This window comes from Mesorhizobium sp. WSM4819, assembly GCF_055811215.1.
This window is the reverse complement of the sequence record NZ_JBVVQO010000061.1, coordinates 1-25,855: the sequence shown is the minus strand read 5'-3', so window position 1 is coordinate 25,855 and position 25,855 is coordinate 1. Positions and strand designations below refer to the sequence as shown.

At 61.5% G+C, this 25,855-nt stretch carries 25 protein-coding genes, 3 tRNA genes and 2 pseudogenes; 14 read left to right on the top strand and 16 right to left on the bottom strand.

The window, feature by feature from the left end; all coding sequences use genetic code 11:
- The 7 genes from AC0L18_RS31510 to AC0L18_RS31480 all read right to left on the bottom strand — a co-directional run.
- Positions 1-1,324 (bottom strand): DEAD/DEAH box helicase (locus AC0L18_RS31510; protein ID WP_473495609.1); only part of this gene is annotated, 1,324 nt, incomplete at its 3' end.
- Between the two features lie 190 nt (positions 1,325-1,514).
- Positions 1,515-2,288, bottom strand: coding sequence for an NAD kinase (locus AC0L18_RS31505; protein ID WP_128246554.1), 774 nt, complete (start codon positions 2,286-2,288; stop codon positions 1,515-1,517).
- A gap of 482 nt (positions 2,289-2,770) precedes the next feature.
- Positions 2,771-3,532 carry an MBL fold metallo-hydrolase gene (locus tag AC0L18_RS31500; protein ID WP_473495608.1) on the bottom strand — a complete coding sequence of 254 codons (762 nt, stop codon included), beginning with the start codon at positions 3,530-3,532 and terminating at the stop codon, positions 2,771-2,773.
- 3 nt (positions 3,533-3,535) lie between these two features.
- On the bottom strand, positions 3,536-4,600 hold the full coding sequence (locus AC0L18_RS31495) for an ABC transporter ATP-binding protein (protein WP_473495607.1): 1,065 nt from the start codon (positions 4,598-4,600) through the stop codon (positions 3,536-3,538).
- On the bottom strand, positions 4,597-5,379 hold the full coding sequence (locus AC0L18_RS31490) for an ABC transporter permease (protein ID WP_473495606.1): 783 nt from the start codon (positions 5,377-5,379) through the stop codon (positions 4,597-4,599). Before AC0L18_RS31490 ends, AC0L18_RS31495 begins: the two co-directional genes overlap by 4 nt.
- A 2-nt stretch (positions 5,380-5,381) precedes the next feature.
- The gene (locus AC0L18_RS31485) at positions 5,382-6,269 is read right to left on the bottom strand and encodes an ABC transporter permease (RefSeq protein WP_473495605.1); all 888 of its coding nucleotides are present in this window, start codon (positions 6,267-6,269) and stop codon (positions 5,382-5,384) included.
- A 13-nt stretch (positions 6,270-6,282) separates the two neighbouring features.
- On the bottom strand, positions 6,283-7,389 hold the full coding sequence (locus AC0L18_RS31480) for a polyamine ABC transporter substrate-binding protein (RefSeq protein WP_473495604.1): 1,107 nt from the start codon (positions 7,387-7,389) through the stop codon (positions 6,283-6,285).
- 91 nt (positions 7,390-7,480) lie between these two features.
- Here AC0L18_RS31480 and AC0L18_RS31475 point away from each other — a divergent pair, with 91 nt between their 5' ends.
- Positions 7,481-8,095, top strand: a complete 615-nt coding sequence (locus AC0L18_RS31475; protein ID WP_473495603.1) for a TetR/AcrR family transcriptional regulator — start codon at positions 7,481-7,483, stop codon at positions 8,093-8,095.
- A 514-nt stretch (positions 8,096-8,609) separates the two neighbouring features.
- Here the strand turns inward: AC0L18_RS31475 and AC0L18_RS31470 are convergent.
- Positions 8,610-8,855: a hypothetical protein gene (locus AC0L18_RS31470; protein ID WP_473495602.1), complete on the bottom strand. Its 246-nt coding sequence runs from the start codon at positions 8,853-8,855 to the stop codon at positions 8,610-8,612.
- A 942-nt stretch (positions 8,856-9,797) separates the two neighbouring features.
- Here AC0L18_RS31470 and AC0L18_RS31465 point away from each other — a divergent pair.
- Positions 9,798-10,247 carry a hypothetical protein gene (locus AC0L18_RS31465; RefSeq protein ID WP_473495601.1) on the top strand — a complete coding sequence of 150 codons (450 nt, stop codon included), beginning with the start codon at positions 9,798-9,800 and terminating at the stop codon, positions 10,245-10,247.
- Between the two features lie 95 nt (positions 10,248-10,342).
- Here AC0L18_RS31465 and AC0L18_RS31460 read toward each other — a convergent pair.
- Together AC0L18_RS31460 and AC0L18_RS31455 are read right to left on the bottom strand one after the other, a co-directional pair.
- Positions 10,343-10,567 (bottom strand): annotated as a pseudogene (locus tag AC0L18_RS31460) (IS5/IS1182 family transposase); the annotation flags it as partial.
- Positions 10,568-10,740: 173 nt separating this feature from the next.
- A complete protein-coding gene (locus AC0L18_RS31455; RefSeq protein WP_473495600.1) occupies positions 10,741-11,070 on the bottom strand; it encodes a hypothetical protein in 330 nt (109 codons plus the stop codon).
- 258 nt (positions 11,071-11,328) lie between these two features.
- Here AC0L18_RS31455 and AC0L18_RS31450 point away from each other — a divergent pair, with 258 nt between their 5' ends.
- From AC0L18_RS31450 to AC0L18_RS31440, 3 genes are all read left to right on the top strand, one after another.
- Positions 11,329-11,565: a hypothetical protein gene (locus AC0L18_RS31450; RefSeq protein ID WP_473495599.1), complete on the top strand. Its 237-nt coding sequence runs from the start codon at positions 11,329-11,331 to the stop codon at positions 11,563-11,565.
- A 374-nt stretch (positions 11,566-11,939) separates the two neighbouring features.
- Complete coding sequence (locus tag AC0L18_RS31445) at positions 11,940-12,230, top strand: hypothetical protein (RefSeq protein WP_473495598.1); 291 nt, start codon at positions 11,940-11,942, stop codon at positions 12,228-12,230.
- Positions 12,231-13,811: 1,581 nt separating this feature from the next.
- Positions 13,812-13,985: a hypothetical protein gene (locus AC0L18_RS31440; RefSeq protein ID WP_254027199.1), complete on the top strand. Its 174-nt coding sequence runs from the start codon at positions 13,812-13,814 to the stop codon at positions 13,983-13,985.
- A gap of 1,841 nt (positions 13,986-15,826) precedes the next feature.
- Here AC0L18_RS31440 and AC0L18_RS31435 read toward each other — a convergent pair.
- Positions 15,827-15,902 (bottom strand) — tRNA-Thr (locus tag AC0L18_RS31435).
- A gap of 147 nt (positions 15,903-16,049) precedes the next feature.
- Here AC0L18_RS31435 and AC0L18_RS31430 point away from each other — a divergent pair.
- From AC0L18_RS31430 to AC0L18_RS31420, 3 genes are all read left to right on the top strand, one after another.
- Positions 16,050-16,217 carry a hypothetical protein gene (locus AC0L18_RS31430; protein WP_473495597.1) on the top strand — a complete coding sequence of 56 codons (168 nt, stop codon included), beginning with the start codon at positions 16,050-16,052 and terminating at the stop codon, positions 16,215-16,217.
- A 199-nt stretch (positions 16,218-16,416) separates the two neighbouring features.
- Positions 16,417-16,725: a BA14K family protein gene (locus AC0L18_RS31425; RefSeq protein WP_473479037.1), complete on the top strand. Its 309-nt coding sequence runs from the start codon at positions 16,417-16,419 to the stop codon at positions 16,723-16,725.
- A gap of 168 nt (positions 16,726-16,893) precedes the next feature.
- Positions 16,894-17,250, top strand: coding sequence for a hypothetical protein (locus AC0L18_RS31420; protein WP_473495596.1), 357 nt, complete (start codon positions 16,894-16,896; stop codon positions 17,248-17,250).
- On the opposite strand, the gene AC0L18_RS31415 is transcribed toward AC0L18_RS31420, so the two are convergent.
- Both AC0L18_RS31415 and bhcR read right to left on the bottom strand, forming a co-directional pair.
- Positions 17,218-17,712 (bottom strand): YbaK/EbsC family protein, encoded by a 495-nt coding sequence (locus AC0L18_RS31415; RefSeq protein ID WP_473495595.1) that lies wholly within the window; start codon positions 17,710-17,712, stop codon positions 17,218-17,220. The two genes, AC0L18_RS31420 and AC0L18_RS31415, sit on opposite strands and share 33 nt — an antisense overlap.
- 61 nt (positions 17,713-17,773) lie before the next feature.
- Positions 17,774-18,658, bottom strand: a complete 885-nt coding sequence (bhcR, locus tag AC0L18_RS31410) for an HTH-type transcriptional regulator BhcR (RefSeq protein WP_473495594.1) — start codon at positions 18,656-18,658, stop codon at positions 17,774-17,776.
- A 202-nt stretch (positions 18,659-18,860) separates the two neighbouring features.
- Between bhcR and gcl the strand changes: the two genes are divergently transcribed.
- From gcl to AC0L18_RS31395, 3 genes are all read left to right on the top strand, one after another.
- Positions 18,861-20,642 (top strand): glyoxylate carboligase, encoded by a 1,782-nt coding sequence (gene gcl / locus AC0L18_RS31405; RefSeq protein ID WP_473495593.1) that lies wholly within the window; start codon positions 18,861-18,863, stop codon positions 20,640-20,642.
- A gap of 13 nt (positions 20,643-20,655) precedes the next feature.
- Positions 20,656-21,453: a hydroxypyruvate isomerase gene (hyi, locus tag AC0L18_RS31400; RefSeq protein WP_473495592.1), complete on the top strand. Its 798-nt coding sequence runs from the start codon at positions 20,656-20,658 to the stop codon at positions 21,451-21,453.
- A 226-nt stretch (positions 21,454-21,679) separates the two neighbouring features.
- The gene (locus tag AC0L18_RS31395; RefSeq protein ID WP_473495591.1) at positions 21,680-22,567 is read left to right on the top strand and encodes a 2-hydroxy-3-oxopropionate reductase; all 888 of its coding nucleotides are present in this window, start codon (positions 21,680-21,682) and stop codon (positions 22,565-22,567) included.
- A gap of 131 nt (positions 22,568-22,698) precedes the next feature.
- Here the strand turns inward: AC0L18_RS31395 and AC0L18_RS31390 are convergent, their stop codons facing one another.
- A complete protein-coding gene (locus AC0L18_RS31390) occupies positions 22,699-23,547 on the bottom strand; it encodes a TrmH family RNA methyltransferase (RefSeq protein WP_473495590.1) in 849 nt (282 codons plus the stop codon).
- Between the two features lie 200 nt (positions 23,548-23,747).
- Between AC0L18_RS31390 and AC0L18_RS31385 the strand changes: the two genes are divergently transcribed.
- Together AC0L18_RS31385 and AC0L18_RS31380 are read left to right on the top strand one after the other, a co-directional pair.
- Positions 23,748-23,832, top strand: a tRNA-Tyr gene (locus AC0L18_RS31385).
- A gap of 70 nt (positions 23,833-23,902) precedes the next feature.
- Positions 23,903-23,976, top strand: a tRNA-Gly gene (locus AC0L18_RS31380).
- Between the two features lie 99 nt (positions 23,977-24,075).
- On the opposite strand, the gene AC0L18_RS31375 is transcribed toward AC0L18_RS31380, so the two are convergent.
- Positions 24,076-24,522 (bottom strand): GFA family protein, encoded by a 447-nt coding sequence (locus tag AC0L18_RS31375; protein ID WP_473495589.1) that lies wholly within the window; start codon positions 24,520-24,522, stop codon positions 24,076-24,078.
- A gap of 62 nt (positions 24,523-24,584) precedes the next feature.
- Positions 24,585-25,472: a DMT family transporter gene (locus AC0L18_RS31370; protein WP_287248050.1), complete on the bottom strand. Its 888-nt coding sequence runs from the start codon at positions 25,470-25,472 to the stop codon at positions 24,585-24,587.
- A 306-nt stretch (positions 25,473-25,778) separates the two neighbouring features.
- Here AC0L18_RS31370 and AC0L18_RS31365 point away from each other — a divergent pair.
- Positions 25,779-25,855: pseudogene (locus AC0L18_RS31365) on the top strand (GTP-binding protein); the annotation flags it as partial.

Sequence of the window (25,855 nt, the reverse complement as noted above, 5' to 3'; positions counted from 1 at the left end):
CCCCCCCCCCCCCCCCCCCCCCCCCCCCCCCCCCCCCCCCCCCCCCCCCCCCCCCCCCCCCCCCCCCCCCCCCGCGCGGGGGGGGGGGGGGGGGGGGCCCCCCCCCCCCCCCGCCACGGCGGGGAGCATCGTCCTCTCCGCCCTCGCTGGCGACGACCGTCGACAGATCGCCGTCATGCCACTCGATCTTGTTGCCGATCAGCCGTTCGATCGCGTCGATGTATTTGGTGTCGGACTTGGTGGCGATGGTGAAGGATTTGCCCGAGCGGCCGGCGCGGCCGGTGCGGCCGATGCGGTGGACATAGTCCTCGGCATGGATCGGCACGTCGTAATTGAAGACGTGGCTGACGTCGGGGATGTCGAGGCCGCGCGCCGCGACGTCCGACGCAACGAGATAGCGCAGTTTGCCGTCACGGAAATTGGCCAGCATCTGCATGCGCGCGCGCTGGTCCATGTCGCCATGCAGCGCGCCGGCGTCGAAATCATGTTTCAGCAGCGAGCGGAAAAGCTCCGAGACCTCGATCTTGCGGTTGCAGAAGATGATGGCGTTCTTCAGCTCCGCATCCTCGGCCTTTATCAGATTGCGCAGCGTCTCGCGCTTGTCCCAGGGTTTCGAGCCGGATTTCACCAGACGCTGGATGATGTTGGTCGCGGCGGACGCGGCCTTCGAAACCTCGACGCGCACCGGCGCGTGCAGGAATTTCTCGGTGAGCTTGGTGATCTCAGGCGGCATCGTCGCCGAGAAGAACAGCGTCTGCCTGGTGAACGGGATCATCTCGCAGATGCGTTCGATGTCGGGAATGAAGCCCATGTCGAGCATGCGGTCGGCCTCATCGATGACCAGGATCTCGACGCCGTTGAGCAGAAGCTTTCCGCGCTCGCGATGATCGAGCAGGCGGCCCGGCGTCGCGATCAGCACGTCGGCGCCGCGCTCCAGCTTCTTGTCCTGCTCGTCGAAGGACACGCCGCCGATCAGCAGCGCGATGTTGAGCTTGTGGTTCTTGCCGTATCTGATGAAGTTCTCTTCAACCTGCGCGGCAAGCTCGCGCGTTGGCTCGAGGATCAGTGTGCGTGGCATGCGGGCGCGCGCCCGGCCTTTTTCGAGGCGGGTCAGCATCGGCAGCACGAACGAGGCCGTCTTGCCGGTGCCGGTCTGGGCGATGCCCAAAATATCCTTGCCGAGCAAGGCGTGCGGAATGGCGCCGGCCTGGATCGGAGTCGGTTCGGTGTAACCGGCGTCGGTAACTGCGGAAAGGACCTTCGGCGACAGGCCGAGGTCTGCGAAGGTCAACACGTCTTGAGCGATCTGGGTGTCTGAGGACAAGTTTGGCTGTCTTTGGCTGGTTCGGGGGCGCAACGCAAACGGTCGCGGCAAGCGCCGCGCGCCTGCAAGATTGGTATTGCAGGTAGGCGCAAGCCTACGATTTGTCAACACAAACAGGCGGGGGACGGCACGATTGTGAAGTCGTAACCTTAATCGCGATGCTTAATCGAATTGCTGTCGCTGCGCCGGCTCAATAGCGGAACTGTTCGGCGAGAATGCGCTCGTTCCACGAGTGGCTCGGATCGAACAGCAGCGTCGCCGTTACCGTTGGCGATTCCTGCACCGTAACCGAGGTTACGGCCTTCACCTCGGTGTGGTCGGCGGCGGCGTTCACCGGCCGCTTTTCCGCCTCCAGGATATCGAAGCGAACGGTCGACTTGTTGGAGAGCAGCGCGCCGCGCCAGCGGCGCGGGCGGAACGGACTGACCGGGGTCAGCGCCAGCAGCGGCGCGTCGAGCGGCAGGATCGGTCCGTGCGCGGAAAGGTTGTAGGCGGTCGAGCCGGCCGGCGTCGCGACCATCACACCGTCGCAGTTCAATTCCTCCAGCCGCACTTGCCCGTCCACGGTGATACGGATCTTGGCCGTCTGGTAGGACTGGCGCCATAGCGCAACCTCGTTGATCGCCAACGCCGAGATCGTTTCGCCCTCAGCGGTGACCGCCTGCATCTCCAGCGGACGGATCGTTTCGGCAACGGCCGCGGCGATGCGCCCGGTCAAACCGCTGGCGCGATATTCGTTCATCAGGAAGCCGATGGTGCCACGGTTCATGCCGTAGACCTTTTTTCCCGTGCTCATCGTGTCGCGCAAGGTCTGCAACAGGAAGCCGTCGCCGCCCAGCGCCACGACGATCTCCGCATCCTCGATGGACGCTTGGCCATAGCGCGCCGAAAGGCTCTCCAGCGCCGCCTTGGCGTCGGCGGTGTCGGACGAGACGAAGGCGAAGCGGCTGGCGGCTTTGTTCATGGCTCCCCAATGGCGAGTGTTGATGGCGACCGGTCGGTGGCGACCGGTTGCTTGGGCCGCGCCAGCGCCGGGTTAGCATGGGCTGGCAAATCTGCAAAGCAAGACATCTGGCGCCGCTTGATACAGCGCCGGGAGGAGCCGCCGGCCTGCTGCTCGCGCATCGTGTCGAGTGACAAGCGAATGTGATGGTTAAGACGGGAATTAAACTCTCGTAAAGCCGGATCGACCATGTTAGCCGGCAGTGGATGGGCGGCGTGGGGCCAGCTAGTCGGACCGATTTATTGCCGGTAACACGCCTGATTGTCATCGTCTTGATGCTGGGAAGTTTTGCGCTTGCCTTTGCCCAACTGGTGCGCCAGTCGGAACAGACGAGTTTGCGACCCCAACCAACGGCCTCACGCTGCGGCGATGCCGCCGGCACGCCGTGCCCGCAACGGGCGTTGTGACTTCGCCAGGCACTTCTCGCGATAGGAGGCCGGTGCTTATCGCGCCTGCAGCAGATGGCAGCCGGCCTGCCGCTTCTGTGCGAGATACTCGTCGATAAGCTGGCGGTAGCGCACCTTGCCGAAGCTCGGGAAGTGGCCGCCATGCACGACCGCAACATCGAGCCCGCGCATCCGCAGCAGCGTCTCGACATAGTCGTCGACAGCGGAATGATAGACATCGTCGATCAGCGGGCCGTCATAGACGATGTCGCCGGAAAGCAGGATGCCGGTCTTCCTCTCGTAGAGCGCGATGCCGCCGGGTGAATGGCCCGGCGTGTGGATCACCTCGAAGGCACGGTTGCCGAGATCGACGAAATCGCCTTCTCCAAGCAGACGATCGGCCGGCGCCGGCCGGATCCGGTAGCGCGTGGCATCCCAGCCCTGCGGCATTGCGTCGAACATGGCGTCGGTCGCGTAGCGGTCGGCGACCGTCCATTCATTGCGCGGGTCGGCGAGGATTTCTGCTTCGGCCGCATGCACGCAACGGTCCGGAAATTCGTGATGGCAGCCAATATGGTCGAAATGCGTGTGGCTGGCCACGCAAACGAGCTTTCGCTCCGTCACCAGCGGGACGTGGCGCCGCAGGCTGAAATGGCCGAGGCCGGTGTCGAACAGAAGATCGCGATCGCGGCCGCGCACATGCCAGATGTTGCAGCGGAAGAACGGCTTGATCCACGGCTCGTGGATCAGCGTTACGCCATCGCCCATACGGATGGCTTCATACCAATTCGGTGCGTCGATGATCGGAAGCGTGCCCATGGCTCAGCCCGCCAGAAGAATGACATCGCCAGCGTCGCACGAAACCGCAGAGATGTCGCCCGGCTGGACGACCGCAGCAGCGGGAACCCTGGCGATGAAGTGCAGCGCCGGGTCTTTCTCGGAGACAGCAAGCACGCGCTTGAAGCTGCCCTGAAACACCACGTCGCTCACCTTGGCCGTGCCGAGCCTTACCGCGCCGGCGGTTGCGCCGAGGACAAGGTGCTCCGGACGAACGGCGAGGGCGACAGTCGTTCCGGCCGGCAGTGTGCCGGGCAGCGAAAGCGCTCCGATTTGGGTCGCGACAGTGATTGTTCCGTGCTCCGCCGCCGTCACCATTCCCGATATCAGCGTGCTCTCACCCATGAAGGTTGCGGAAAAGCGCGTCGCCGGCCGCGCATAGACGCGCTCCGGCGGACCTTCGTCCTCGATGCGCCCGTCATTCATCACCACGCAATGGTCGGCCAGCGCCATCGCCTCTTCCTGGTCGTGGGTGACGTGGATGAAGGCGGTGCCGACGCGTTTCTGGATCGCTTTCAACTCGTCCTGCATCTGCCGGCGCAATTGTAGGTCGAGCGCGCCGAGCGGTTCGTCGAGCAGCAGCACCGCAGGCTCGACGACAAGGGCGCGGGCCAGCGCGACGCGCTGCCGCTGGCCGCCGGAAAGCTGGTGCGGCTTCTTGTCGAAGGCGGTGGCCAGCCCGACCAGCGCCAGCGCCTCGCGCGCCCGCGTGGTCCGTGTCGCGGCATCGACGCCTTGCATGCGCAGGCCGAAGCCGACATTGCTACCGACGCTCATGTGCGGAAACAGCGCATAGTCCTGGAACACCGTCGTCGTCGGGCGCTTCGCCGGCGGCACCGCGGTGCAGTCCTCGCCGCGGATCAGCACCTTGCCTTGGCTCGGCGTGACGAAGCCGCCGAGAATGGACAAAAGCGTCGTCTTGCCGGAGCCCGACGGGCCGAGCAGGATGGTGTAGCTGCCCGGCTCGATTTGCAGCGACACGTTCCTCAGCACGGTGTGCTGGCCGAAGCGATGCGAAACCGCGCGGACATCGACCAGTGGCGCGGTCATGCCGGCTTCCTCCGCAACAGCATCAGTTCAAAAAACACCACCAGCACGATGGAGACGGCGAAGACCAGTGAGCCGACGGCGTTGGTCTTGGGATTGAGGCCTGAGCGCAGCAGGTTCCAGATCTCGACCGGCAGCGTCGTGTCGAAGCGCGTCAGCAGGAACGAGATCACGAATTCGTCCCAGGAGAAGGTCATCGACAGGAAGAAACCGGCGAAGATCGCCGGCGCCATGACAGGCACCGTGATCAGCAGCAGCACCTTCCATTCGGGCGCGCCGAGGTCGCGCGCGGCACGCTCGATGTTGATCTGGTGGTCGCCCATCTGGCTGTAGATGATGGCAAAGCACAGCGGCAGGTTGATCACGACATGGCCGATGCCGGCAGCAAGCAGCGATTTCGGTATGCCGGCCCAGTTGAACAGCACCAGCAGCCCCATGCCGATGATGAGATAGCTCACGGTCAGCGGCAGCGTGATCAGCCCGCGCAGCAGGGCCGAGCCCGGCAGCGCGAAACGCGCAAAACTCCAGGCAGAGAGGAAACCGAGCGTGACAGCGGCAGCCGAGGAGAGGGCCGCGACTAGAAGCGAATTGACCAGCGCCGAGGTCAGCCGCGTGTCGGCGAGCACGGCGTCGTACCAGCGCAGCGACGGCCCGGTGAAGGGCGGGATCGGAAACGACGTCGCCTGCAGCGAAAACAGCACCAGCACGACCACCGGCAGGAAGATGAAGCCATAGATGGCGATGGCGTAGAGCAACGAGACGATGCGGACAACGGCGCGCATGGTCAGGCCCGCTCGATCTTGAGCCAGCGGGCGCAGGCGAGATAGGCAATGGTGACGACAGCCATCAGGATGATCGACAGCGCCGAGGCGAGCGGAAAATCGCCGCGCCGGCCGATCTGCATCATCACCAGCTGCGGCATCAAAAGCTCGTTGTTGCCGCCGAGGATCTGCGGCGTGATGTAGTCGCCGATGCACAGCACGAAGGTGAGGAAGGCGCCGACCATGATGCCGGGCAAGGTCAGCGGCAGGACGACATGCAGGAACGTGCGCACCGGCCCGGCGCCGAGATCGGCGGCTGCCTTGCGGTAGCTCGGGCTGAGCTGCTTCAGATTGGCGAAGATCGTCAGCGTCAAAAGCATGACGAAGAAGTGCACGAAGCCGGTGACCGTGGCCAGCCGCGTGTTGGCGAGCTGCAGCGGCTCGCTGAACAGGCCGGAGCCGGTCAGCGCGCGGTTGATCACGCCGTTCTGCGCCAGCACCAGCAGCCAGGAATAGGAGCGCACGACATAGGAGGTCCAGAACGGCAGCACCGCCAGCATCAGCGCCAGCCGCTGCCAGCGTTCCGGCACCTGTTCGGCGAGGATCCAGGCGAAGGGGTAGGCGAGCAGCACCGAAATCACGGTGACGATTACGGTGACCTGCAGCGAGTTCACCATCGCCTGCCAATAGGCCGGATTGGTGAAGAACTGGCTGTAGTTGGCAAGCGTAAGACCGCCGCCGTCATGCGCCGTCAGGCTGGAAAACCCCATGGCGACGAACGGCAGCACGAAGAACAGCAGCGTCCAGCCGAGCGCCGGCGTGACCAGCGCCCAGGGCACGGCACGGCCCGTCCGAGGCAGTGCGCGGCCCGCCCGGGGCAGGGCACGCCCGCTGTTGGTGGCAGAGTTCACGACCGGCGACCGGTCACTGCGCCTGCAGCATTTCGGTCCAGACGTCCTGCATCTTCTTGTCGAGATCGGCATCCGGCGCCGGGTAGGGCTGGGCGCGGGCGAGGAAATCCGGCTGCTCGTCGAAGCGCAGGATCTTCTTCTGCTCATCGCTCAGAGCCGCCTTGGTATTCGCCGGCATGCCCCAATAGCAGGCCGAGGTGGCAAGCCGCGCCTGGCCTTCAGGGCTCATGATGTACTGGATGAATTTTAGCGCCGTGTCCTTGTTTTTGGAATCCTTGAACATGGCCAGCGACTGCGACCACAGCACAGCACCTTCTCTGGGAATCGAGAAGTCGAGGGCAGGGTTCTCCTTGGCCAGCCCGGCCGTCACCCATTCGCCGCCGCCGACGAGAATGTCGACCTCGCCCGTCGCCAGCGCGGTCTGGCTGGCGGTCACATCGCCGACCAGCTTGGCATTGGCCTTCATCTTGAGCAGCTCTTCCTTGATGGCCGGAAGGTCGGCTTCAGTGAGCTCGGCGGTCTTCTTGCCGATCGCCAGCGCCGCCATGCCGATGACCGGCAGGTAATAGTCGTAGATGGCGACCTTGCCCTTGTATTTGTCGCCGGTCAGCGCGGCCAGCGACTGCATGTCGGCCGGATCGACCTTGGTCTTGTTGTAGCCGATGGTGTTGTAGCCGAACTTTTCGGTGATGCCGTAGCGCTTGCCGTCGACCACGGTGGAGCTGTCCATCTTCACCTGGGGAAAGAGGTCGGCCAGCGGCAGCTTGTCTTCCGGCAGCGGTTCGAACAGGCCCTTTTCGACGCCGCGCGGTATGTCGATGCTGTCGATCACCATCACGTCCCAGTCGCCGGGCTGCGACTGCTCGACAATCGCCATGCCGGCGCCGGTGCCTTCGAATTCCTTGACATTGACCTTGACGCCATTGGCCTCCTCGAAGGGCTGCAGCAGCGCCGGGTCGGCGTGATCGCACCAGATCAGAGCGTTGAGATCAGCGGCCTGAGCGAGGCTGCCCGTCGCCAGCAACAATGCTGTCGCTGCACACGCGGCGTAGAGATGGCTCTTCAGATCGGAAAGCGGCTTCCTGCTCGTTGGATTCGGGGTGTTTGGATTGATGGTCATCGAGTGTTTTCCCTTGCCTTTCTGGCTTCTGGCAAAAAATTGAACCAATTCTAAAATTGAGTCAATTCTGTTTTTATGGCAGATAGCCGATATGAGCGGATTGCGGGCAAGGCAAAAGGCGGATCGGCATCGCCGGATCATCGAGGCGGCGGCGGCGCTTTTTCGCGACACCGGCTATGAAGCCGCCAAGATCGAGACGATCGCGGCGCAGGCGGAAGTCTCGGTCGGCACGATTTATAACTATTACCAGAACAAGGGCGACATCCTCGGCGCCATCGTCTCGATGGAGGTCAACGAGGTGCTCAATGCCGGGCAGGGCGTCGTCGCCAATCCGCCGGCCAATGTCGGCGATGCGCTCGACACGCTGCTCGGCATCTATATCGAGCATTCGCTGCATTATCTCAGCACGGAGATGTGGCGGCAGGCGATGGCAATCTCGACACAACTGCCCGACAGCCCGTTCGGCCAGGCCTATACCGCGCTCGACCGGGCGCTGACCGAGCAGATCCGCGCGCTGATCGCCCGGCTGCAGGGGCTCGGCCTGGTGCGCCGGGATATCGATGGACACGCCTTGGGCGAACTGGTGTTCAACAACATGAACATGATGTTCATCGAGTTCGTGAAGCGCGATGGGGCCAGGATTGCCGAACTGCGCGCCGCGATACGAAGGCAGAACCGGATTCTGGTGGCGGCGATCGCGGTGTGAGGGGCTCCCGATGGGATTTCTGGTGGCCCGGACGCCGCTAAGCCGCAATCGCGCCGGTTCAATTTCGCTGGTGGGAGCACTTCCGCTGTTGACTACATCGGCGGTGTTCTACCGAGCATGCCTGGGTGGCCGCGCACGTGGAAACGGCACGACGGTCAGTGGCGCCTTACGGAATTCCGCGATGGCCATTTCTTCAATCAGCAAGTCGAGTGCCTCGCTGACGCGCTGGCTGGTTTCGTCCATGCCGCAGAGCCGGTTTTGGGCACACTCCAAGAGCTCGCGCGCTGCAGCGAAGTCGCTTCGCATGACACTACCCGTTGTTTAGCCCACCGCCCGGACATTGTCGGCGCGCTAAATTGAGCGATTGCTAATATACAGAGGGGCATTTTAATCGAATGGCATTAAATGGCCGGGAGCAGGAGATGCCGGCCGGTCCGCATCGCCCTGCTGCATCCCGTTGGTTCTGATGCCCCGGACCGGAGGCATGGGCGCTTTGCTTTGCGAAACGCGGGGATTAGTCCTGATACGATCTTGGGCGGCTTAGAAATTCTCTGGCGGCAGCGATCTGGCGTCGATGCTCGCGAAGGAAGGTCAGGCTGAAACAGATCGAGAAGGCCAGCCCCGAAATGGCTATCGTTGCCTGCGAGGTCGGATCGGGATCGGCGGTCATCAGGAAGCGGAAACCGAACGCCAACGCCAGGGCAGCAAGACCACCATACATGCCGCCGATAAACGGTGCGATCGTGCGTTTCTGCTCCAACGGCGACTCCTATGGTTTCCACAAGGGGAATACCTGTGGTCTGCTAGCGAATATATGCGTTGAAGCTGACGGGCTACGGCCGCGGCCTGTGGAAATCGGGGATGAGCAGATTTCGCCCGCCCGTGGAGAAGTTCTAACAAGAAGCCGTTTTTTTCCCTTGCTGGTTCCCCTGGGCGAAATTCCTGAATGTGGAATGTCAATACGCTACCAAAAAGTGGGCAGAGCAGCTTTGTGAAGTTCCACTATGATCTTTTGGCGCGCTGTCCCACTTTTTAAGTCTCGCCCCGCCGTACCGGGATGGTCGGCATTAATCTCGCCTTAAAGGCAAGTGGTTCAACCCCTTCGCCGGGGAGGAGGGGGTGTTGTTATCCCCCTGGAGGGCCCTGGTTGCCCCGTAGGATCCGACATGGTTCCAGAATCGGGACTGTGGTGTAGATTGGGCTTAAACTGATCGGGAGGGCCCAATGGCGCAGTCAAGCGGATACTTTGGATGCACCGACAAAAATGGATCTGCCCAGGGGATTTGGTATTTCGATGGGACGGTCGCGACACTAGTCGGCGTCTCAAAACCGCTCAACAACGAGTCCTCGCACGTCGTGCTTCCTTCTGGGGAAGACATCTTCGACGCTGTCGGAGCAAAATTGGCGCGACTTATTCCACAGTCGGCGCCATTCTCCTTTGAACGTACGCACCTCAAACCGGGTGAGTACTATCCCCGCATGGCCAGAGTGATTGACCAGCACGTTGGGGTCCCAAATCCGGTTTATCATTGTCCGGGGTCGAACACGGTAGAGTCCCAGCTTGCGATCATGCGCGGGCAGCTAGTTTCGCTCACGCACAAACTAACTGAGATGCCAAACGGTTCACCCCTCGCCCTCGAACTTCAAAGTGTACGGGCACGAAGTAAGAAACCTTCTCATTCTTGCCTGCACAGAGGTGGAGATGCACTGGCGCGGTGTGCTTGAGGCAAATGGAGTGTCGGGTAGATTCACCACGCTAGATTACGTCGCCCTTCAAAGTGCAATGCGGCTGGGTGAGTTTGGAATTTTGCTCCCATACTACCCATGGATGAAGGAGGTGAGACCTTTTGAGGGTTGGGACAGCGCGCGCCCAACGGAGTCACTACCTTGGTATCGGGCATACAACGCTGTTAAACATGATCGCGAAGGAAGTTTTGAAGAAGGGACCCTGTCTCACGCTATCGATGCTGTCGTTGCCTGCGCCGTCATGCTGATCGCCCAATTTGGACAGATGGAAGCATTTCGTTGGCGTTCAGAGTTTGGCTACTTCTTTCAAGTGGCATCTAAGCCGAACTGGAAGATCCCGGAATCGTACATCCACCCTTATGACGGTCATTCGGCTGGGCTGACGCCAGTGCTGTACCCGTTCTAAGAATAGGAATTGGCCCTTCACCCTGCATTTCGGCTTTCCCGAGATGCACAGCGAATGGCCGAAGTCGGATTTGTCGACCGTGAACAATCCGGGCCCTAAGCGGCGACCGACTTCGGTCGAAGTTGAAGCAGGGCGATCAATAGCGACAAAAAAACCTTCAGCCACCTGAGCAGGAGGGAGAAGTTGTAGCCGGCGGCGGCCGGGATGGCGTTGAGGGCGTCGCCCTGCTGGCCGGCGAGATAGTTGCGGCCCATACTTTGTTCGCTCTTGATGTGGCCGATGACGGGCTCGACCGCCGACTGCCGCCGCATCTGGCGTCGATGCTCGCGAAGGAAGGCCAGGCTGAAACAGATCGAGCGCAGCGAGACCACCATACATGCCGCCAATATAGGGCGCGATCTTGCGTGGGCCGCTTTGCAGAGTGTGGACGGCCGTCAACGTTTTCATCAAGCCCGGAAGCTCATCCCGCCGGGCCTAATATCCGATGTCACAATCAGCCGCCGTTAGCAGGTGCTGCCGGAGCAGGTGCTACCGGAGCGGGTGCTGCCGGAGCAGGTGCGGTCGGCTCTGCCGGAGCGGGCGCGGCTGGGGCAGGTGCGCTCGGCTCTGCCGGAGCGGACGCGGCTGGCGCTTCGACATTGGGCGCTTCAACCCTAGGCGCTTCAACCTTTACGTCGACGTCCTTTCCGGTGCCCCTGCCGTTGATGTTGATAACGCCGGTGAACAACAGCAGGACCACGATTGCGATAATTGCGAGAACGACGGCGACAGCGGTGCCGGCGCCATTTCCGCCTGAGTTAACAACGGTGGGACCGTCAGCCATGACTATCTCCTATTCTCAATTATCACTGGTCGGCAACGGGACCGGCGGGCACTTAGTTCCGGCGCCGGGCTATGGTCCATGACGCAGTAAGACTGAAGTCTGTGCGTTAAAGACAGAGGGCTGAGGCTGGCAACCAAGATCTTGGCAAGGGATTGGTATTTGGCCGCCGAGCAAAGTCCCTTCATCGGTGGTTCCGGGTGGCCCCGCTGTATACTCATCGGCGGGCACCCGATGTGGCACCCTAACGGGGAATGAACTGTGACCCTTATCCAGAGCCAACAGAATGCCGATGCGGTCGCAAGCCGACCCGCCAATGACAATCAAACTCCTGACCCAACAGATTTCTCGGCGGTTGATCTTGTTTCATCGAGCAACGACGACATCGTTGCAATCGTCAGGCGAACAGAGCGCCTGGCCCTCGCCGTGATTATAGTAATGGCGATCTTCCTGATCTTTGCACCGGTATTCTTCATTGCCATGATGTATGGGATCTAGAGGTCACGATTAGCCTTGCCCCCCTCGCGCAGCGCGGCAAAATCCGAAAGGCCAGCCTCATTCAAGACGACTGGCTTTGGTGCCCCCGGACGGCGCTAAGGGCCAAATCCAACCGGGGCGTTCCACCCGAACTTACCGTGTAAATCAAGGGGATAGAAGGGGCTCTTCCCCCGAAGCGGTTAAGCTCGGTGTACCTCTTTGTGCCCGAGCGGTGTACCTTCTGTCAACCTCGTTGGCTCAACGAGAGGGAGTTATCACCCTGTTCGCCTCGTCCAGATTTGGCTTGCAAGCCTGAGCGGCCCGGATGTGCTTGTGTCAGTCGCAGGCGCACCGTAGCTATGTGGTCCGACGCATTGCTCTTGGACGAGGCCACCATGACCGAGGTGAAGATTACTTTCTGCAATCGGGCGTATGCAGATAAGTGGTTCAAGAACCAAGAGCGACAAAGCGCCCCCCATTTTGCCATCCTTCAAGCGATCATCGCTGAAATTGAGGCTAAGGACGGTGGAGATATTAGCAAGGCCGATATTTGCCAGCGTAGTCCTGAGAGAAGCAAATCGAGGAACTTCGCTTCGAAATTGTGCCCAGCAGAGGGCAAATGCTTAGGCACAACGGCAATGGCATCCGTCATGCGAAATATGCGCCCTCAAAGAGCATTGCCGTAGTATGGGAAAAGATACGCGGTACGATTTTCGTCACTTTTGATGATCATGCGCCCATTCGCTATCATAGAGCAATCAGCCACCTTCGGGACATTAAGTTAGGGAAGATAGTGTTCCCCAAGCGGGCGAGGAATACCGCGCGATTTTTGAAGAAATTGAAGAAATATTGGCAGTTCAGATACCAGAAGGACTTGAAAGGTTTCAATTCAAAGCGGCGGAACTATGAATGATCGCCAGTTCGAGTTTCAGCGGCATTGCGCTTTCATTTGAGCTGCTGGGAATGGGCGGTGCTTCTCAGTCCGAAGTCCATCCCGGTCGTATTCTGTGACATCGATCCCCGCCCAAGCGCCAATGGTCCGGTCTGCCTTCCACATTGGCACGGCGCCGATGGTGACCCTGACAGGCTCGCTTGCACCGACCCCTCGCATGAGCATCGAGCCGTTCCCCCTAGTCTGGCTAGCGGTAAAGACCCCCCGCGTGCTCGGGTCCGCCTGTGGAGGAAATGAAGGGGCACGGGGGGTGCCACGCATGAGCCTGTTATCCGATGGGTCGTAAGAAAATTTGGCCCGGATATTCCGACCCTCCTCTTGACCCGTTGAACCCGCTCACCCGAATTGTCTATCCGAGCTAGCTCAAGCGGCCGATTTGGGGGCGATGTATATCGGCTACTAATGACCTGTCGCTTGACGCTGGGGTAGATTGGGTGGGCACGCGCGTCAGGCCGGAGTGTAGGCTGGGGTACGGAAGTCGCAATCTTTGAAGGTCCGTCCCCGGCCGCACTCTTGAGACACCCGCCCGGGTGGCCTTGGGGGGCGGCACTAGCCGGCGTAAGACTGACAGGGTGCCCAAGGCTCCGCTGTCTGGGTCCTGTCATCGCTCAGTCACTATTTAGTTGTGCTGCCACTGCACCCCGCGAAGGCAGCTCAAAGCAGCGGGGACTAACCCCAAGCCCCCCACCCGGTCCCCGCTGCTCATTTACCGGAACGCCGAAGGTCTAGCCGACCCAGAGCGCCATCTTCAGCGCCCGTTCAGCGACCCTCGGCCGTGGCTCCTCCTAGTCCTCCCCGACGCTGCCTGAGGAGATCACCGACGCAAAGGCAACCCCTCAGGAACCCGCTCGTCGACCACAAACGCCCTCCGCCCGAGCCTGACGATCCCTTCGGCCGCTCCGTCAAGGCGACCGCATTACCTGCCTGGGCCATCCGATGTTGACCGCAACGGCAACCACCGCCGTTACCTGAAGCTCGCAGTCATCCCATTGCTCGACGACCCACGAAACAGCATTGGCGCTACCGCGAGACGAGCTCTGGCGCGTCAATCGTGGGGTGAAGCGAGGCTGCCTAAGCTTTCCTGAGGGTGGCGTGTGGTGGAACCCGAGGGGGCACCGGGGGGTCTTCGCGCGAGCTGGTAATCCGATCCCCCGCTCGGAAATTTCTACCAAACATTCCGACCCGTTTCTTGGTACGATTTCGTACATTGATTTTGTCCCGCAAGGTGCAACACATAGGTAATTTGGGGTAGTGACCGGGGAACCGTCGGGTGAACGTTAAGACGACGAACGGGCGCACAGTCGAGGACCTTGTTATGGAGGTCATCGAGGCAGCCCCATACGGCGGAATCGTCTCCGTTAAGGCCACCATAGCAGCGGTGCGCGAAGATGGCCCCCATTGGGAAGTGACCGACTGTGATCTGATCGAGTTTATCGTGGAAGCGGCTCCGGCATTTGGGCGCGCGGTAGCCTTCGACCAACGCGAATGATCCTCTAATGGCTCCCGGGCCAGGCCTTCGCGCTCAGAAATTTCTACCAAACATGCGGCCCCGCTTACGGAACCCTTTTTCAGTCGAAGAGTTGCGTCTGAAACTAGGTGGACCGTTATGGTAACCCGAGATAGGGACCGTGGCTTTCGCGAGTTGATCAGTTCGGAAGATAATCGTCGGAAGCTACGCAAGCGACTTAGTCTGGAGAACGATCGAACCTTGCCACCGAGGCTCGCCGCCTTAGCGGTGAAGCTTCGGGAGGCCCTTGAGCGGCGAGAGCAAGAATTGTCCGACGGGAACCCGGGCAGCCCTATCCAAAACATTCCTGACCCCTAACGGAACCATTCCGTGACCCGCGAGTTGCGGCTCGGGCGGGGTTGGGACATGCAGACATGGCGAAGCGTGACACAGCGGGCCACAGGACCCTTGCCGACGCCGTTCGCGAATTGATCGGCACCGAACAATCGTCGTCACGTACACAGGCTGTTGGGACTGGAGGTCGAACCAGAACTGACGCCAACCCTCGCTTCATTGCTTGAGGCGATCGGTAAGGCCAGTCGGGACGAAATCCCCTAGCTGCCCTAGATACCCCTTATGGCAATCCATTGGTTTCACCCTCCGGTCTATATTGAAACCGACAAACCTGGGCTCACCTACGTCTGCACCAATGTCGAAGGTGCCGCCGCGGAACTCATGAAGTGGACCAAAGGGGGGACCAAAGTGGAAGGAGGCGGTCGAGGTCTGCATGGGTCTAATTGAAGGCGAGCGCACGCCCGACGACGTAAGGAAGGCATTCGAGGCTGCCGCCGAGGAGGAGGGGCTGCTACGCTCCTCTGATTGGGTCTTAATTGCGTATTGGTTCTACCTCGGCTCAAGTCGGTCGTCGCTGCCGTGCAAATTTTGCTAGGGACGGCCCGACAGCCTATCGAGTGACTGTCGGGCCGCCGGGCCTAGCCAGCGCGGGGGGCGTGGGGTCGCCGGCTGGGGCGAATTGTATGCCCCTTCATGCATCATTTCTAATTTAGTAAAATGGTCATGGTCCATTCCCCTAGTCATCAAATTGGATGAGCCTAGACTCGAACCTGTGCGTAAACGAGTGACTGCCGGTGGAGTCCCTTCATGGCAACCATCTGGTTCTCCCCTCCGGTGTTCGTGAAGACCGAACTGGTCGGTGTCAGCTATGCCTGCAACAATGTCCGAGGTGCCGCCGAGCAGCTCCTTAAGTGGCCCAGGAAGGGGACCCAAGTGGCAACGTGCGTCGGCCCTCTGCCTTGCAGCCTTAGGTCGCGAGGAGGTTGACCCCAAGGAGATACACGGCAGGCATTCGAGGATGCCGCTAAGGAGGCCAAGAAGCTCATCCCTCACCAAGCTGGTAGGTAGGGTCTCCTGTGTCCCTGTACCGCCCTCGGCCACAAGTTTGGAAAGTGCGTTACGGTTGGCCATGGTCAAAAAGGCGACAAGAAACAAGAAGGCAATTACGGAATCGCGCCCACTTCCATAGTTAGTTATATACGCATATATATATCCGTTTAAATCGTATAATTTATAAGAAATGATCAGAGTTATGGTCGCAAAAAAACTAATGGCGCACACTATTAGCGGTATCGTTACCCACAGATTTTTGAATAACCGCTCCATTCAACGACTCCTGCTGATGTTTGGCCGCCGGCTGCGCTGCGCCCCCTGCGCACAAGGCAAGATGCCCGCTTTGAACGCCATCATAGCTGGTTTTGAGGCGTGTTACAGAGCAGCCGATTTCGAAGCGATCGTTCCCGGAGCGTTCCCCCGAACAAATGTCACTGGATGATTTGAGGGAAAGGCAATTGATTTTATTGAGCTTTTGGTGCCCCCGGACGGAATCGAACCGCCGACCTTCGGTTTACAAAACCGCTGCTCTACCAGCTGAGCTACAAGGGCACGGCGCTCCGGTTAGCATATTTGGTGCGCCAGTAAAGACAAAACTCGGTTTTGAGCGCGCTGGAGCCGCCGGCGCAGGCATCCTGAAAACGGCCAATTGGCTTCCTATATCGTTCGAAGGTGCAATCGCATAGGCGAGGGTGTCGCATGATCAGACTTGTCGTCATTGCCCTGATCGTCGTCGTGGCCTGGTTTCTCCTGGTGAAGCTCATCAAGCTTTTGAAGAGCGCCAATGTCGACTGGACCGGCGTCACCACCATCATCGGCTTCATCGCGCTTGCCTTCTGGCTGCGCCACATCACCGGCATGGGCTGAGGCCTCCTGCCGCCGGACTGTCGATCGGCGCTCTCGCCGGTCGTAATTTGCGCGCCTGCCTGCAAACCTGTTCAGTTCGGCCGCTTTTGCGCTTTTGAAAAAATCCAAAAAAACCGTCGAACCTTTTTCCTTGCTGCAACGACTGATGGTCAAGAGGCGGGATGGATCGCCTCTCAGACAACGCAGCAAGGAGATCGTCATGTTGAAGCGCACCATCGTTTCCGGCCTCATCGCCACCACTGTCGCCGCCGCCATGCTGGCCGGCACCGTTCAGCCTTCGGCCGCCCATCACAAGCACCATCACAACAAGCACCTTGGCATCGGCATCGCCGCCGGCGTCGGCGGCTTCCTGCTCGGCAGCGCGCTCGCCCAGCCGCGCACCGTTTACATCGAGGAAAATGGCGGCTCATGGCACGTCCGGCGCTGCCTCAACCGCTATCAGAGTTACGATCCGTACTCCGACACCTATGTCGGCTACGACGGCTACCGTCACCGCTGCCGGCTTTGAGGGGAGGTGAACCGTTTCAGGCAAGGGAAAAAGGGCCACCCACTGCCCTTTTTCAGCTGTCTGGGTTGCAAAATTGAACCCGGCACCGCGACCGGTTCCAGCGAGGGATGTACAGGGATTTTTCGACAGCTTAGTCTAGCGGTGAAGGCACCAGAGGGAGAGGGACGCTTGGACGAGCACGAACCCAAGCAAGAGCAGATTGAGACGGATTTCCGCAACGGCACGATCACCACCGTCGGCATTCTACTGGCTTTCTCGCTGGGCTTCATCACGCATTGGGCCGCCAACCCGCTCCCTTGGGAAATCTATCACCTGGCAGCCGTCGTGCCGATTTTGATAGGCATTGCCTTGCAGATACGAGCGCTGCGGTTGCTGCTCGACACAACGTCTCTACAGCGACGCGTCTATGAACGCGCCACCCGCATCTTCATCGCCGGCCTGATCTTCACCGCCTGCGGAGTTGGGCTGGCGATGCTGCTTGATTTCTACGACCTATCGACCAAGAGCGCGGTGCCCGGGGCCTAGCTCATCCTGACAGATGTCGCACCATTCGGCGCCGGTCAGCGCTGCCATGCGCTCGACGCCTATTTTCACCGCTGCATTGGTTGCGCCGGCCGCGGGCACGACCTGATCGTAGGCGCGCAGCGATACGTCGCAATAGACCGGCAACGGCGAGGCGAGGCCGAAGGGGCAGACGCCGCCAATCGGATGGCCAGTGATTTCGGCCACCTGCTCGGCATCGAGCATGCGCGGCTTGCCGCCGAATGCATCGCGCGATTTGCGATCGTCGATGCGCGCGTCGCCGCGGGCGACGACCAGCATGGCCCGGTCACCGACGCGCAGGCAGATGGTCTTGGCGATCTGCCCCGGCTCGACGCCGTGCGCCTCGGCCGCGAGCGCGACGGTCGCCGAGCTTGTCGGCGTTTCGATCACCTCGATGTCGCGGGCATACTCGGCGAAGAAGGCTTTGACGGATTGGAGGCTCATGCGTCTTTCGGGCGTCGGCTGGCGGAAGGTGGACGCAAACTTGGCCGTAGCCGGGCGGCTGTCAAGGTGAGCGCGCAGCGCCAATCTCGAAGAGTGAACCCGGTTCGGCGGCGCGGCTTGGTGAAGAAGGGGGCGGCAGACCACCAATCATCCTGGTTATTTCCGCTGCCGCATCGCGCACCAGCGGGCCGATCTCGGCCAGCCGCTGCGGCGTGACCCGCACCGTCGGTCCCGAAACAGACACGCCGCCGATCGGCTCGCCGAACTCGTTGAAGATGGCCGCGGCAACGCAGTGCATGCCGGGGTGCCGTTCCTCGTCGTCGACCGACCAGCCGCGCAGCTTGATCGTCACCAGATCACGGGCCAGCGCCGAGACGTCGGAAAGCGTCTTTTCGGTGAAGCGCTCCAGCCCGGTCCGGCGCAGGACGGCGCCGACGCGCTGCGGCTCGAGATGCGCCAGCACCGCCTTGCCGATGCCCGATGCATGGAAGGAACTGCGCGTGCCCGGCCGGAAGAAGGCGCGGATCGCCTGATGCGTCTCGACCTGGCTGACGAAGACGACGCAATCGTCCTCGGCGACGCCGAGATTGGCGGTCTCGCCGGTCTTCTCCATCAATTCCTGCATGACAATGCGGGCGCGGTCGACCAGCTTGCGGCGGCGCAGGAACGCCGCGCCCATGCGATAGGTCTCGACGCCGATCGACCACAGCTGGTCGCTGCTGTCGAACTCGACCATGCCGTGGTTTTCCAGCGTCGTCAGCATGCGGTAGGTGGTGGAGGCGGGGAGGCCGCTCTGCGCGGCGATCTCGCTCAGCGACAGGCCGCTGCCTTCGGCGACGATGGCCAGGATGCGCAGCGCCCGGTCGAGCGACTGCACCGAAGCCGCCTCGGCCGGGCCGTTGAAGGCGCGCGGCCGTCCGCGCTGGCGTTTTTCGGCGGTTTCCATAGTGGCATTCTTGCCGATTTCGCCCAATGCGCAATGAAAAAGTTTTTCACTTATTTGCCAAGGGAATTTCGTGGAAAACAGGAAATCCAATTAAATCAGTATATAACAGCCGTTTCTTGAAAATGAAAAAATATTCTGAAAAAATTGAAAAATAAGTGGCGCGCTGCCATTCTCGGCCATCAACAATTCCGTGGAGGCTGACATGGCCAGGATGCGCGCAGTCGACGCAGCGGTTCTCGTTTTGGAAAAAGAAGGCATCTCCTGCGCCTTTGGCGTGCCGGGCGCTGCCATCAACCCGTTCTATTCGGCGCTGAAGGCGAGGGCTACGATCCGCCATATCCTGGCGCGCCATGTCGAGGCGGCCTCGCACATGGCCGAAGGTTATACCCGCGCCATATCAGGCAATATCGGCCTGTGCATCGGCACTTCGGGTCCAGCCGGCACCGACATGATCACCGGCCTCTATTCGGCCGCAGCCGATTCCATCCCGATCCTCTGCATCACCGGCCAGGCGCCGCGGGCGCGTCTCAACAAGGAGGATTTCCAGGCCGTCGACATCGCCGCCATCGCAGCACCCGTCGCCAAATGGGCAGTCACCGTCATGGAACCCTATCTGGTGCCGATGGCGCTGCAGAAGGCGTTCCACCTGATGCGCTCGTCGCGGCCGGGGCCGGTTCTCATCGATCTGCCGGTCGATGTGCAACTGGCCGAGATCGAGTTCGACATCGACGCCTATGAGCCGCTGGTGCCGTTCAAGCCGGCAATGTCCCGCGGCCAGGCCGAGAAGGCCTTGGCGATGCTCAACGCGGCCGAAAAGCCTGTCATCGTTGCCGGCGGCGGCATCATTAACGCCGATGCCTCGGATCTGCTGATCGAGTTCGCCGAAGTCACCGGCGTGCCCGTGATCCCGACGCTGATGGGCTGGGGCGCGATCCCCGACGACCACCGGCTGATGGCCGGCATGTGCGGGCTGCAGACTTCGCATCGCTACGGCAACGCAACGATGCTCGAGGCCGATTTCGTCTTCGGCATCGGCAATCGCTGGGCCAACCGCCACACCGGCTCCGTCGACGTCTACACGAGGGGCAAGAAATTCATCCATGTCGACATCGAGCCGACCCAGATCGGCCGTGTCTTCGCGCCGGACCTCGGCGTCGTTTCGGATGCCGGTGCGGCGCTCAAAATGCTGCTCGACGTCGCCACCGAGTGGAAAACGGCTGGAAAACTGCGCGACTGGTCGGGTTGGGCCAGGGAATGCCAGGGCCGCAAGAAGACGCTGAAGCGCAAGACGCATTTCGACCAGGTGCCGCTAAAACCGCAGCGCGTCTACGAGGAGATGAACAAGGCATTCGGCCGCGACACCACCTATGTCACCACGATCGGGCTTTCGCAGATCGCCGGCGCTCAGTTCCTGCATGTCTACAAGCCGCGCAACTGGATCAATTGCGGCCAGGCCGGCCCGCTCGGCTGGACGCTGCCGGCCGCACTTGGCGTTCGCGCCGCCGATCCGCAGCGCAACATCGTGGCGTTGTCCGGCGACTATGATTTCCAGTTCATGATCGAGGAACTGGCGGCCGGCGCGCAGCACAGATTGCCCTTGATCCATGTCGTCGTGAACAATGCCTATCTCGGCCTCATCCGCCAGGCGCAGCGCGGCTTTTCGATGGATTTCGAGGTCAGCCTCGCCTTCGAGAACGTCAACCGGAAGGACGATCCCGAGGCCGGCTACGGCGTCGACCATGTTGCTGTCGCCGAGGCCATGGGCTGCAAGGCGGTCCGGGTGCGCAGGCCGGAGGAATTCGCCGGCGCCTTCAAGCAGGCGCAGCGCCTGATGAAGGAGCACCAGGTTCCGGTCGTGCTCGAATTCATCTTGGAGCGCGTCACCAATGTTTCGATGGGCACCGAAATCGACAAGATCACCGAATTCGAGGACCTTGCCGAACATCATGAAGACGCGCCGACGGCGATTGTCATGCTGGACTGAACGGAGAAAAAGAATGCCACGGTTTTCAGCCAACCTCTCGATGCTCTTTGGCGAGCACGATTTCCTCGACCGCTTCGAAGCCGCCGCCCGCGCCGGTTTTGGGGGTGTCGAATATATCGGCCCTTATGACCATGCGCCCGATGTCGTTGCGGCGAGGCTGAAGAAGAACGGCCTGACGCAGGTGCTGTTCAACCTGCCGGCCGGCGACTGGGGCAAGGGCGAGCGCGGCATTGCGGTGTTGCCGGATCGCATTCCCGAGTTCCGGCAAGGCATCGCCAGGGCGATCACCTATGCGCATGCGCTGGGTTGCGAACAGGTCAACTGCCTCGCCGGCATCGCACCGCAAGGTGTCGAGCGTTCGGTGCTGGAAGATGTCTTCGCCGAAAACCTGGCTTTCGCGGCCGAGAAGCTGGAGCAGGCCGGCGTGAGGCTGCTGATCGAGCCGATCAACACCCGCGACATTCCCGGCTTCTTCCTCAACTATTCGGACCAGGCCCTGGCGCTCATCGACCGCGTCGGCTCAAAAAACCTGTTCCTGCAATATGACATCTATCACATGCAGATCATGGAGGGCGATCTCGCCCGCACCATCGAGGCAAACCTCGACCGCATTGCGCATATCCAGCTGGCGGACAATCCCGGCCGGCATGAGCCGGGGACGGGCGAGATCAATTTTCCTTTTCTGTACAGTCACATCGACCGCATCGGCTATTCCGGCTGGGTCGGGGCGGAGTACAAGCCGAAGGGCGGGACGGAAGCCGGGCTGGGCTGGTTCCGGGAGTTTGCCGGGCAGGGGAACGCTGCGGCTTAGGGACGTTTACAATCGACGTCGCGTTCCGTCGCGCCCCCCTCTGGCCTGCCGGCCATCTCCCCCACGGGTGGGGAGATTGGACGTCACCGCCGTTTTCGCCAATTTTCGAGGTTGGAAAAGTAATAGCCGGCGCCGGAACTGCCATCTCCCCACCTGTGGGGGAGATGGCCGGCAGGCCAGAGGGGGGCGCGACGGAACGCGGCCTTAAAAAGAACGGAGAACATCAATGGACACCATCGGCTTCATCGGCCTCGGCATCATGGGCGCGCCGATGGCGGGGCATCTGCTCGACGCCGGCTACACCGTCGTCGCCAGCGACCATCGCTCGAAACCGCCGGCCGATCTCGTCGCCGAGGGTCTAAAAACCGTCTCCGGCCATCACGCCGTGGCACGTGCCGCCGACGTCGTCATCACCATGGTTCCCGACACGCCTGAGGTGGCCGACGTGCTGTTCGGCGACAGCGGCGTCGCCTCGGGTTTGACCGCGGGCAAGCTGGTCATCGACATGAGCTCGATCTCGCCGATCGAGACCAAGGAATTCGCCACGAAAATCAATGCGCTGGGCTGCGACTATCTCGATGCGCCGGTGTCGGGCGGCGAGGTCGGCGCCAAGGCCGCGTCGCTGACCATCATGGTCGGCGGCGAGGAAAAGGCCTTCGAGCGCGCCAGGCCGGTGTTCGAGAAAATGGGCAAGAACATCACGCTGGTCGGACCGAACGGCGTCGGCCAGACCACCAAGATCGCCAACCAGATCGTCGTCGCGCTGACCATTGAAGCGGTCGCCGAAGCGCTTGTTTTTGCATCGAAAGCCGGCGCCGATCCGGCCAAGGTGCGGCAGGCGCTGATGGGCGGGCTGGCCGCCTCGCGCATCCTCGAAGTGCATGGCGAGCGCATGATCAAGCGCAGCTTCGCGCCGGGCTTTCGCATCGAACTGCACCAGAAGGATCTTAATCTCGCGCTGGAAGGGGCGAAAGCGCTCGGCGTGGCACTACCCAACACCTCGACGACGCAACAATTGTTCAACTCCTGCGCGGCCAATGGCGGCGCCAAGGAGGATCATTCGGCGCTGGTCAAGGCGCTGGAGCGAATGGCGGGATATGAGTTAGGGGAATAGGGGAATAGGGGAATAGGGGAGTAAGGATAGGCAGCAAGGCGGGTTGCGGCTCGCAGCAAGTGCATCCCTACTGCCCTACTGCCCTACTGCCCTATTCCCCTACTCCCCTACTCCCCTACTCCCCTACTCCCCTAACCCAAAAACTTCCTCGCCGCATAAAGGCTCACCGCCGCCGCATTCGACACGTTGAGCGAGCGGATGGCGCCGGGCATGTCGAGCCTGGCCAGCGTTGTCACCGTTTCGCGCGTCTTCTGGCGCAGGCCCTTGCCTTCGGCGCCCAGCACCAGCGCGATCTTTTCTCCCGAAAAGCTCTTTTCGAGTTCCGCCGGTCCGTCCGAATCGAGGCCGATGGTCTGGAACCCGACCTCGTGCAATTGGCCGAGCGCGTCGGCGAGGTTTTTTACCTCGATCTGGTCGATATGCTCCAGCGCGCCGGAGGCCGACTTTGCCAGCACGCCGGATTCATGCGGACTGTGGCGCGCCGTGGTGATCAGCGCGCCGGCGCCGAAGGCGACCGCCGAGCGCAGGATCGCGCCGACATTGTGCGGATCGGTGACCTGGTCGAGGACCAGCACCAGCGTGGTATCGCCGAGCGCATCGAGGCGCTTGGGTTTTAGCGGCTCGGCTTCGATCAGCACGCCCTGATGCACGGCGTCAGAGCCGGTGACCTTGTCGATGTCTTTCGGCTCGACCATCTCTGTCTCAAAGGGCAGGGCGGTGAGGTCGGCGATAGCCAGCCGCTCGGCGGCGTTGCGCGTCACCAGCATCTTCTTGATCCGCCGGCGCGGATTGTCGAGTGCTGCTCGCACCGTATGCAGGCCGTACAGCCGCACCAGCCCATCCGCGGCGGTCTCTCCTGGTGGTACCGGCTGGCGCGGCCTGAACGCCGGCGCGCCGCCGCTCTTCTCGTCGCGATGCGCGCGGCGCAGCTTGGCGTAGTGGGTGTCTTTCGGGGTCTTGGGCTTGTTGTCGTTGCTCATGGCCGGTTCTATAGCCGTGTCGTTCGCCCATGGATACAGCCGCAAAACCCTGCTCGTCGGGTCGTCAACAAATTCAGCGCGTTTTGCCGGGATGTTGCGGTTGACAGTTTTGGGCGCTGCCGCCATAAGGCGCTTCGCGACGGGCTGCTCCTGCGGCCGCGACGCGTCGATGCCTCGTTGCATGGCTCCGGCGGCAGACTGGAGAGGTGCCCGAGTGGTTAAAGGGGACGGACTGTAAATCCGTTGGCTATGCCTACGTTGGTTCAAATCCAACCCTCTCCACCACTGCCGGCCCGGAAGCCCTGAAACGCAAGCCTCGGACCGAAAAGTGCATAGCGGTTTTCGGGTGAAATGCGCGGGTATAGCTCAGTGGTAGAGCAGCAGCCTTCCAAGCTGAATATGCGGGTTCGATTCCCGCTACCCGCTCCAAGCATGCTGTTGAAGTCATTATCGAAAATAACTTCCTTGAAAATGCGCCGTGTCACTGCGTGTGCTGACGGCAATGCCGTCAGCCGCATCGCCAGGTCTTCAGTCGGCGCCCCCGGCAGCATGCTCTTCATATTGAGGCAGGTCGTCGGCGATCGTGAACCACTTCGCCTTGGAGCCGACAAAGATGTGCTGCGTTGGACGGATGGCCGGCTCGTCGACGAGGGTTCCCATGGTGACGTGGACGAAGGCGCCGTCGCGGACGACCGAGTAGAGCAATGAGCCGCAGGTCTTGCAGTGCACGTTGTGGCCGGTCTCCTCGCCAAAGATCAGGAGGTTGTCCTCGCCCTTGGTCAGGCTCAGTCTCTCACGCTCGATGCCGGCAAACGGCTTGAAGGCCGAACCGGTGGTGCGCCGGCAGTCCGAGCAGTGGCAGTTGGCGGCGTAGATGAACTCGTCGGCCACCGCGTATTGCACGGCGCCGCACAGGCATTTTCCGGCAAGCATGCGGTTGCCGACGTTCTCCTGGCTTGTCACAGGTTTCTCCATTTTTTGCGGGCAGCGGCCAAGTTGAAATCTGTGGTCCGTTGTTTTGGTCACCACTGCCCAAATTATGCGACGACGGTCAGTCGGCGCCGCCGCTCGTCGAGCGACACGATGGTCAGCCCGCTGGCCACCACCAGCAGGATACCGCCGATCGCCAGTGCGTTCGGCAATTGCTGGAACACCACCAGGCCGGAAATGACCGCCCAGACGGTGAAGCAGTAGTAAAACGGCGCCACGACGCCGGTTGGCCCGGCGCGATAGGCCATGAAGATGAAGAAATGGCCAAAAATCAGGAACAATCCGGCCCCGGCCATCAGAAGTAAATGATGCGTCTCGGGCGCCACCCAACGCTCCGACATCAGATGCGCGACGCCTGATCCGACCAGCACCACCACCACCGCGGAAATTGCGACGATCATTCCGGGCACGTCGGCGGCGACCCGGCGCCCGGCGAGATCGCGCGCGGCGGCGAATGCCGCGTTGCCGAGCGCCAGCAAGGCGTAGACCGAGATTCCCTGCATGGTCGGCTGCGCCACCATCACCGCGCCGATGAAGCCGAGCCCGATCAGCGCCATGCGCAAGCCGCCGATCCGTTCGCCGAACAGGACAGAGGAGCCAATCAGCATGAGCAGGGGCGTGATCTGTCCCAGGGCGGTCGAATCGGCGATCTGCATGTTAGCAAGCGCCACCACGTAGCAAAGGATTGCCGCCAGCTCGAGCAGGTTTCTTTGCAGCACTCTCCTGTCGAGGATCAGCGGGATCTGCCTGGCGTAGCCCAGCGCAAACAGCAACGGAATGCCCCACAGCGTTGCCGCCGTCCCGCGCAAAAACAGCACTTCATAGGGCGGCAGCCCGACCGTCGCGAGCTTCAACATGGTGTCGTTGGCGACATAGGACCCGGTCGACAGGATCATGAACAGCGGGCCGCGGATGGCGATCGGAATGAAATGCATCGGATCAGGAAATCAGACCGGCGTCACACCGGCAATGGGCCAGATCCGGCTGTAAATCCGGCAAGGCGGACAGGCGGAAGCAGCGATGTCCATCCGCTGAATGCTGGTAGCCGCGGAACCTATGTCAGGCCATTCCATTTCATCTTGTTCGTTCCTATATCCGCGCCACATCCCCGAAAACCGGATCATGGGTTCAGACCGGGTGAGAAAGCCCCGGCCACAAGACACTTGTGTTTTTCGGCCGCAGTCGCTAATCGCCCCGCATTCGACTGAACTGAAGGTCCCGGCCGTCCAAGGAAAGAGACTATGGCAAAAGGTAAATTCGAGCGTACAAAGCCTCATGTGAACATCGGCACGATTGGCCATGTCGATCATGGCAAGAC

Excerpts from the sequence above, each read along its gene's own strand:
- AC0L18_RS31430 (WP_473495597.1), top strand. The coding sequence starts at position 16,050 with ATGATCAGACTTGTCGTCATTGCCCTGATCGTCGTCGTGGCCTGGTTT.
- AC0L18_RS31455 (WP_473495600.1), bottom strand. The coding sequence starts at position 11,070 with ATGGCTGACGGTCCCACCGTTGTTAACTCAGGCGGAAATGGCGCCGGC.
- AC0L18_RS31475 (WP_473495603.1), top strand. The coding sequence starts at position 7,481 with ATGAGCGGATTGCGGGCAAGGCAAAAGGCGGATCGGCATCGCCGGATC.
- AC0L18_RS31490 (WP_473495606.1), bottom strand. The coding sequence starts at position 5,379 with ATGCGCGCCGTTGTCCGCATCGTCTCGTTGCTCTACGCCATCGCCATC.
- hyi (WP_473495592.1), top strand. The coding sequence starts at position 20,656 with ATGCCACGGTTTTCAGCCAACCTCTCGATGCTCTTTGGCGAGCACGAT.
- AC0L18_RS31375 (WP_473495589.1), bottom strand. The coding sequence starts at position 24,522 with ATGGAGAAACCTGTGACAAGCCAGGAGAACGTCGGCAACCGCATGCTT.
- AC0L18_RS31500 (WP_473495608.1), bottom strand. The coding sequence starts at position 3,532 with ATGGGCACGCTTCCGATCATCGACGCACCGAATTGGTATGAAGCCATC.
- AC0L18_RS31425 (WP_473479037.1), top strand. The coding sequence starts at position 16,417 with ATGTTGAAGCGCACCATCGTTTCCGGCCTCATCGCCACCACTGTCGCC.
- gcl (WP_473495593.1), top strand. The coding sequence starts at position 18,861 with ATGGCCAGGATGCGCGCAGTCGACGCAGCGGTTCTCGTTTTGGAAAAA.
- AC0L18_RS31480 (WP_473495604.1), bottom strand. The coding sequence starts at position 7,389 with ATGACCATCAATCCAAACACCCCGAATCCAACGAGCAGGAAGCCGCTT.
- AC0L18_RS31495 (WP_473495607.1), bottom strand. The coding sequence starts at position 4,600 with ATGACCGCGCCACTGGTCGATGTCCGCGCGGTTTCGCATCGCTTCGGC.
- AC0L18_RS31445 (WP_473495598.1), top strand. The coding sequence starts at position 11,940 with ATGACCGAGGTGAAGATTACTTTCTGCAATCGGGCGTATGCAGATAAG.
- bhcR (WP_473495594.1), bottom strand. The coding sequence starts at position 18,658 with ATGGAAACCGCCGAAAAACGCCAGCGCGGACGGCCGCGCGCCTTCAAC.
- AC0L18_RS31395 (WP_473495591.1), top strand. The coding sequence starts at position 21,680 with ATGGACACCATCGGCTTCATCGGCCTCGGCATCATGGGCGCGCCGATG.
- AC0L18_RS31415 (WP_473495595.1), bottom strand. The coding sequence starts at position 17,712 with ATGAGCCTCCAATCCGTCAAAGCCTTCTTCGCCGAGTATGCCCGCGAC.
- AC0L18_RS31440 (WP_254027199.1), top strand. The coding sequence starts at position 13,812 with ATGGAGGTCATCGAGGCAGCCCCATACGGCGGAATCGTCTCCGTTAAG.
- AC0L18_RS31370 (WP_287248050.1), bottom strand. The coding sequence starts at position 25,472 with ATGCATTTCATTCCGATCGCCATCCGCGGCCCGCTGTTCATGATCCTG.
- AC0L18_RS31465 (WP_473495601.1), top strand. The coding sequence starts at position 9,798 with ATGCACTGGCGCGGTGTGCTTGAGGCAAATGGAGTGTCGGGTAGATTC.
- AC0L18_RS31505 (WP_128246554.1), bottom strand. The coding sequence starts at position 2,288 with ATGAACAAAGCCGCCAGCCGCTTCGCCTTCGTCTCGTCCGACACCGCC.
- AC0L18_RS31390 (WP_473495590.1), bottom strand. The coding sequence starts at position 23,547 with ATGAGCAACGACAACAAGCCCAAGACCCCGAAAGACACCCACTACGCC.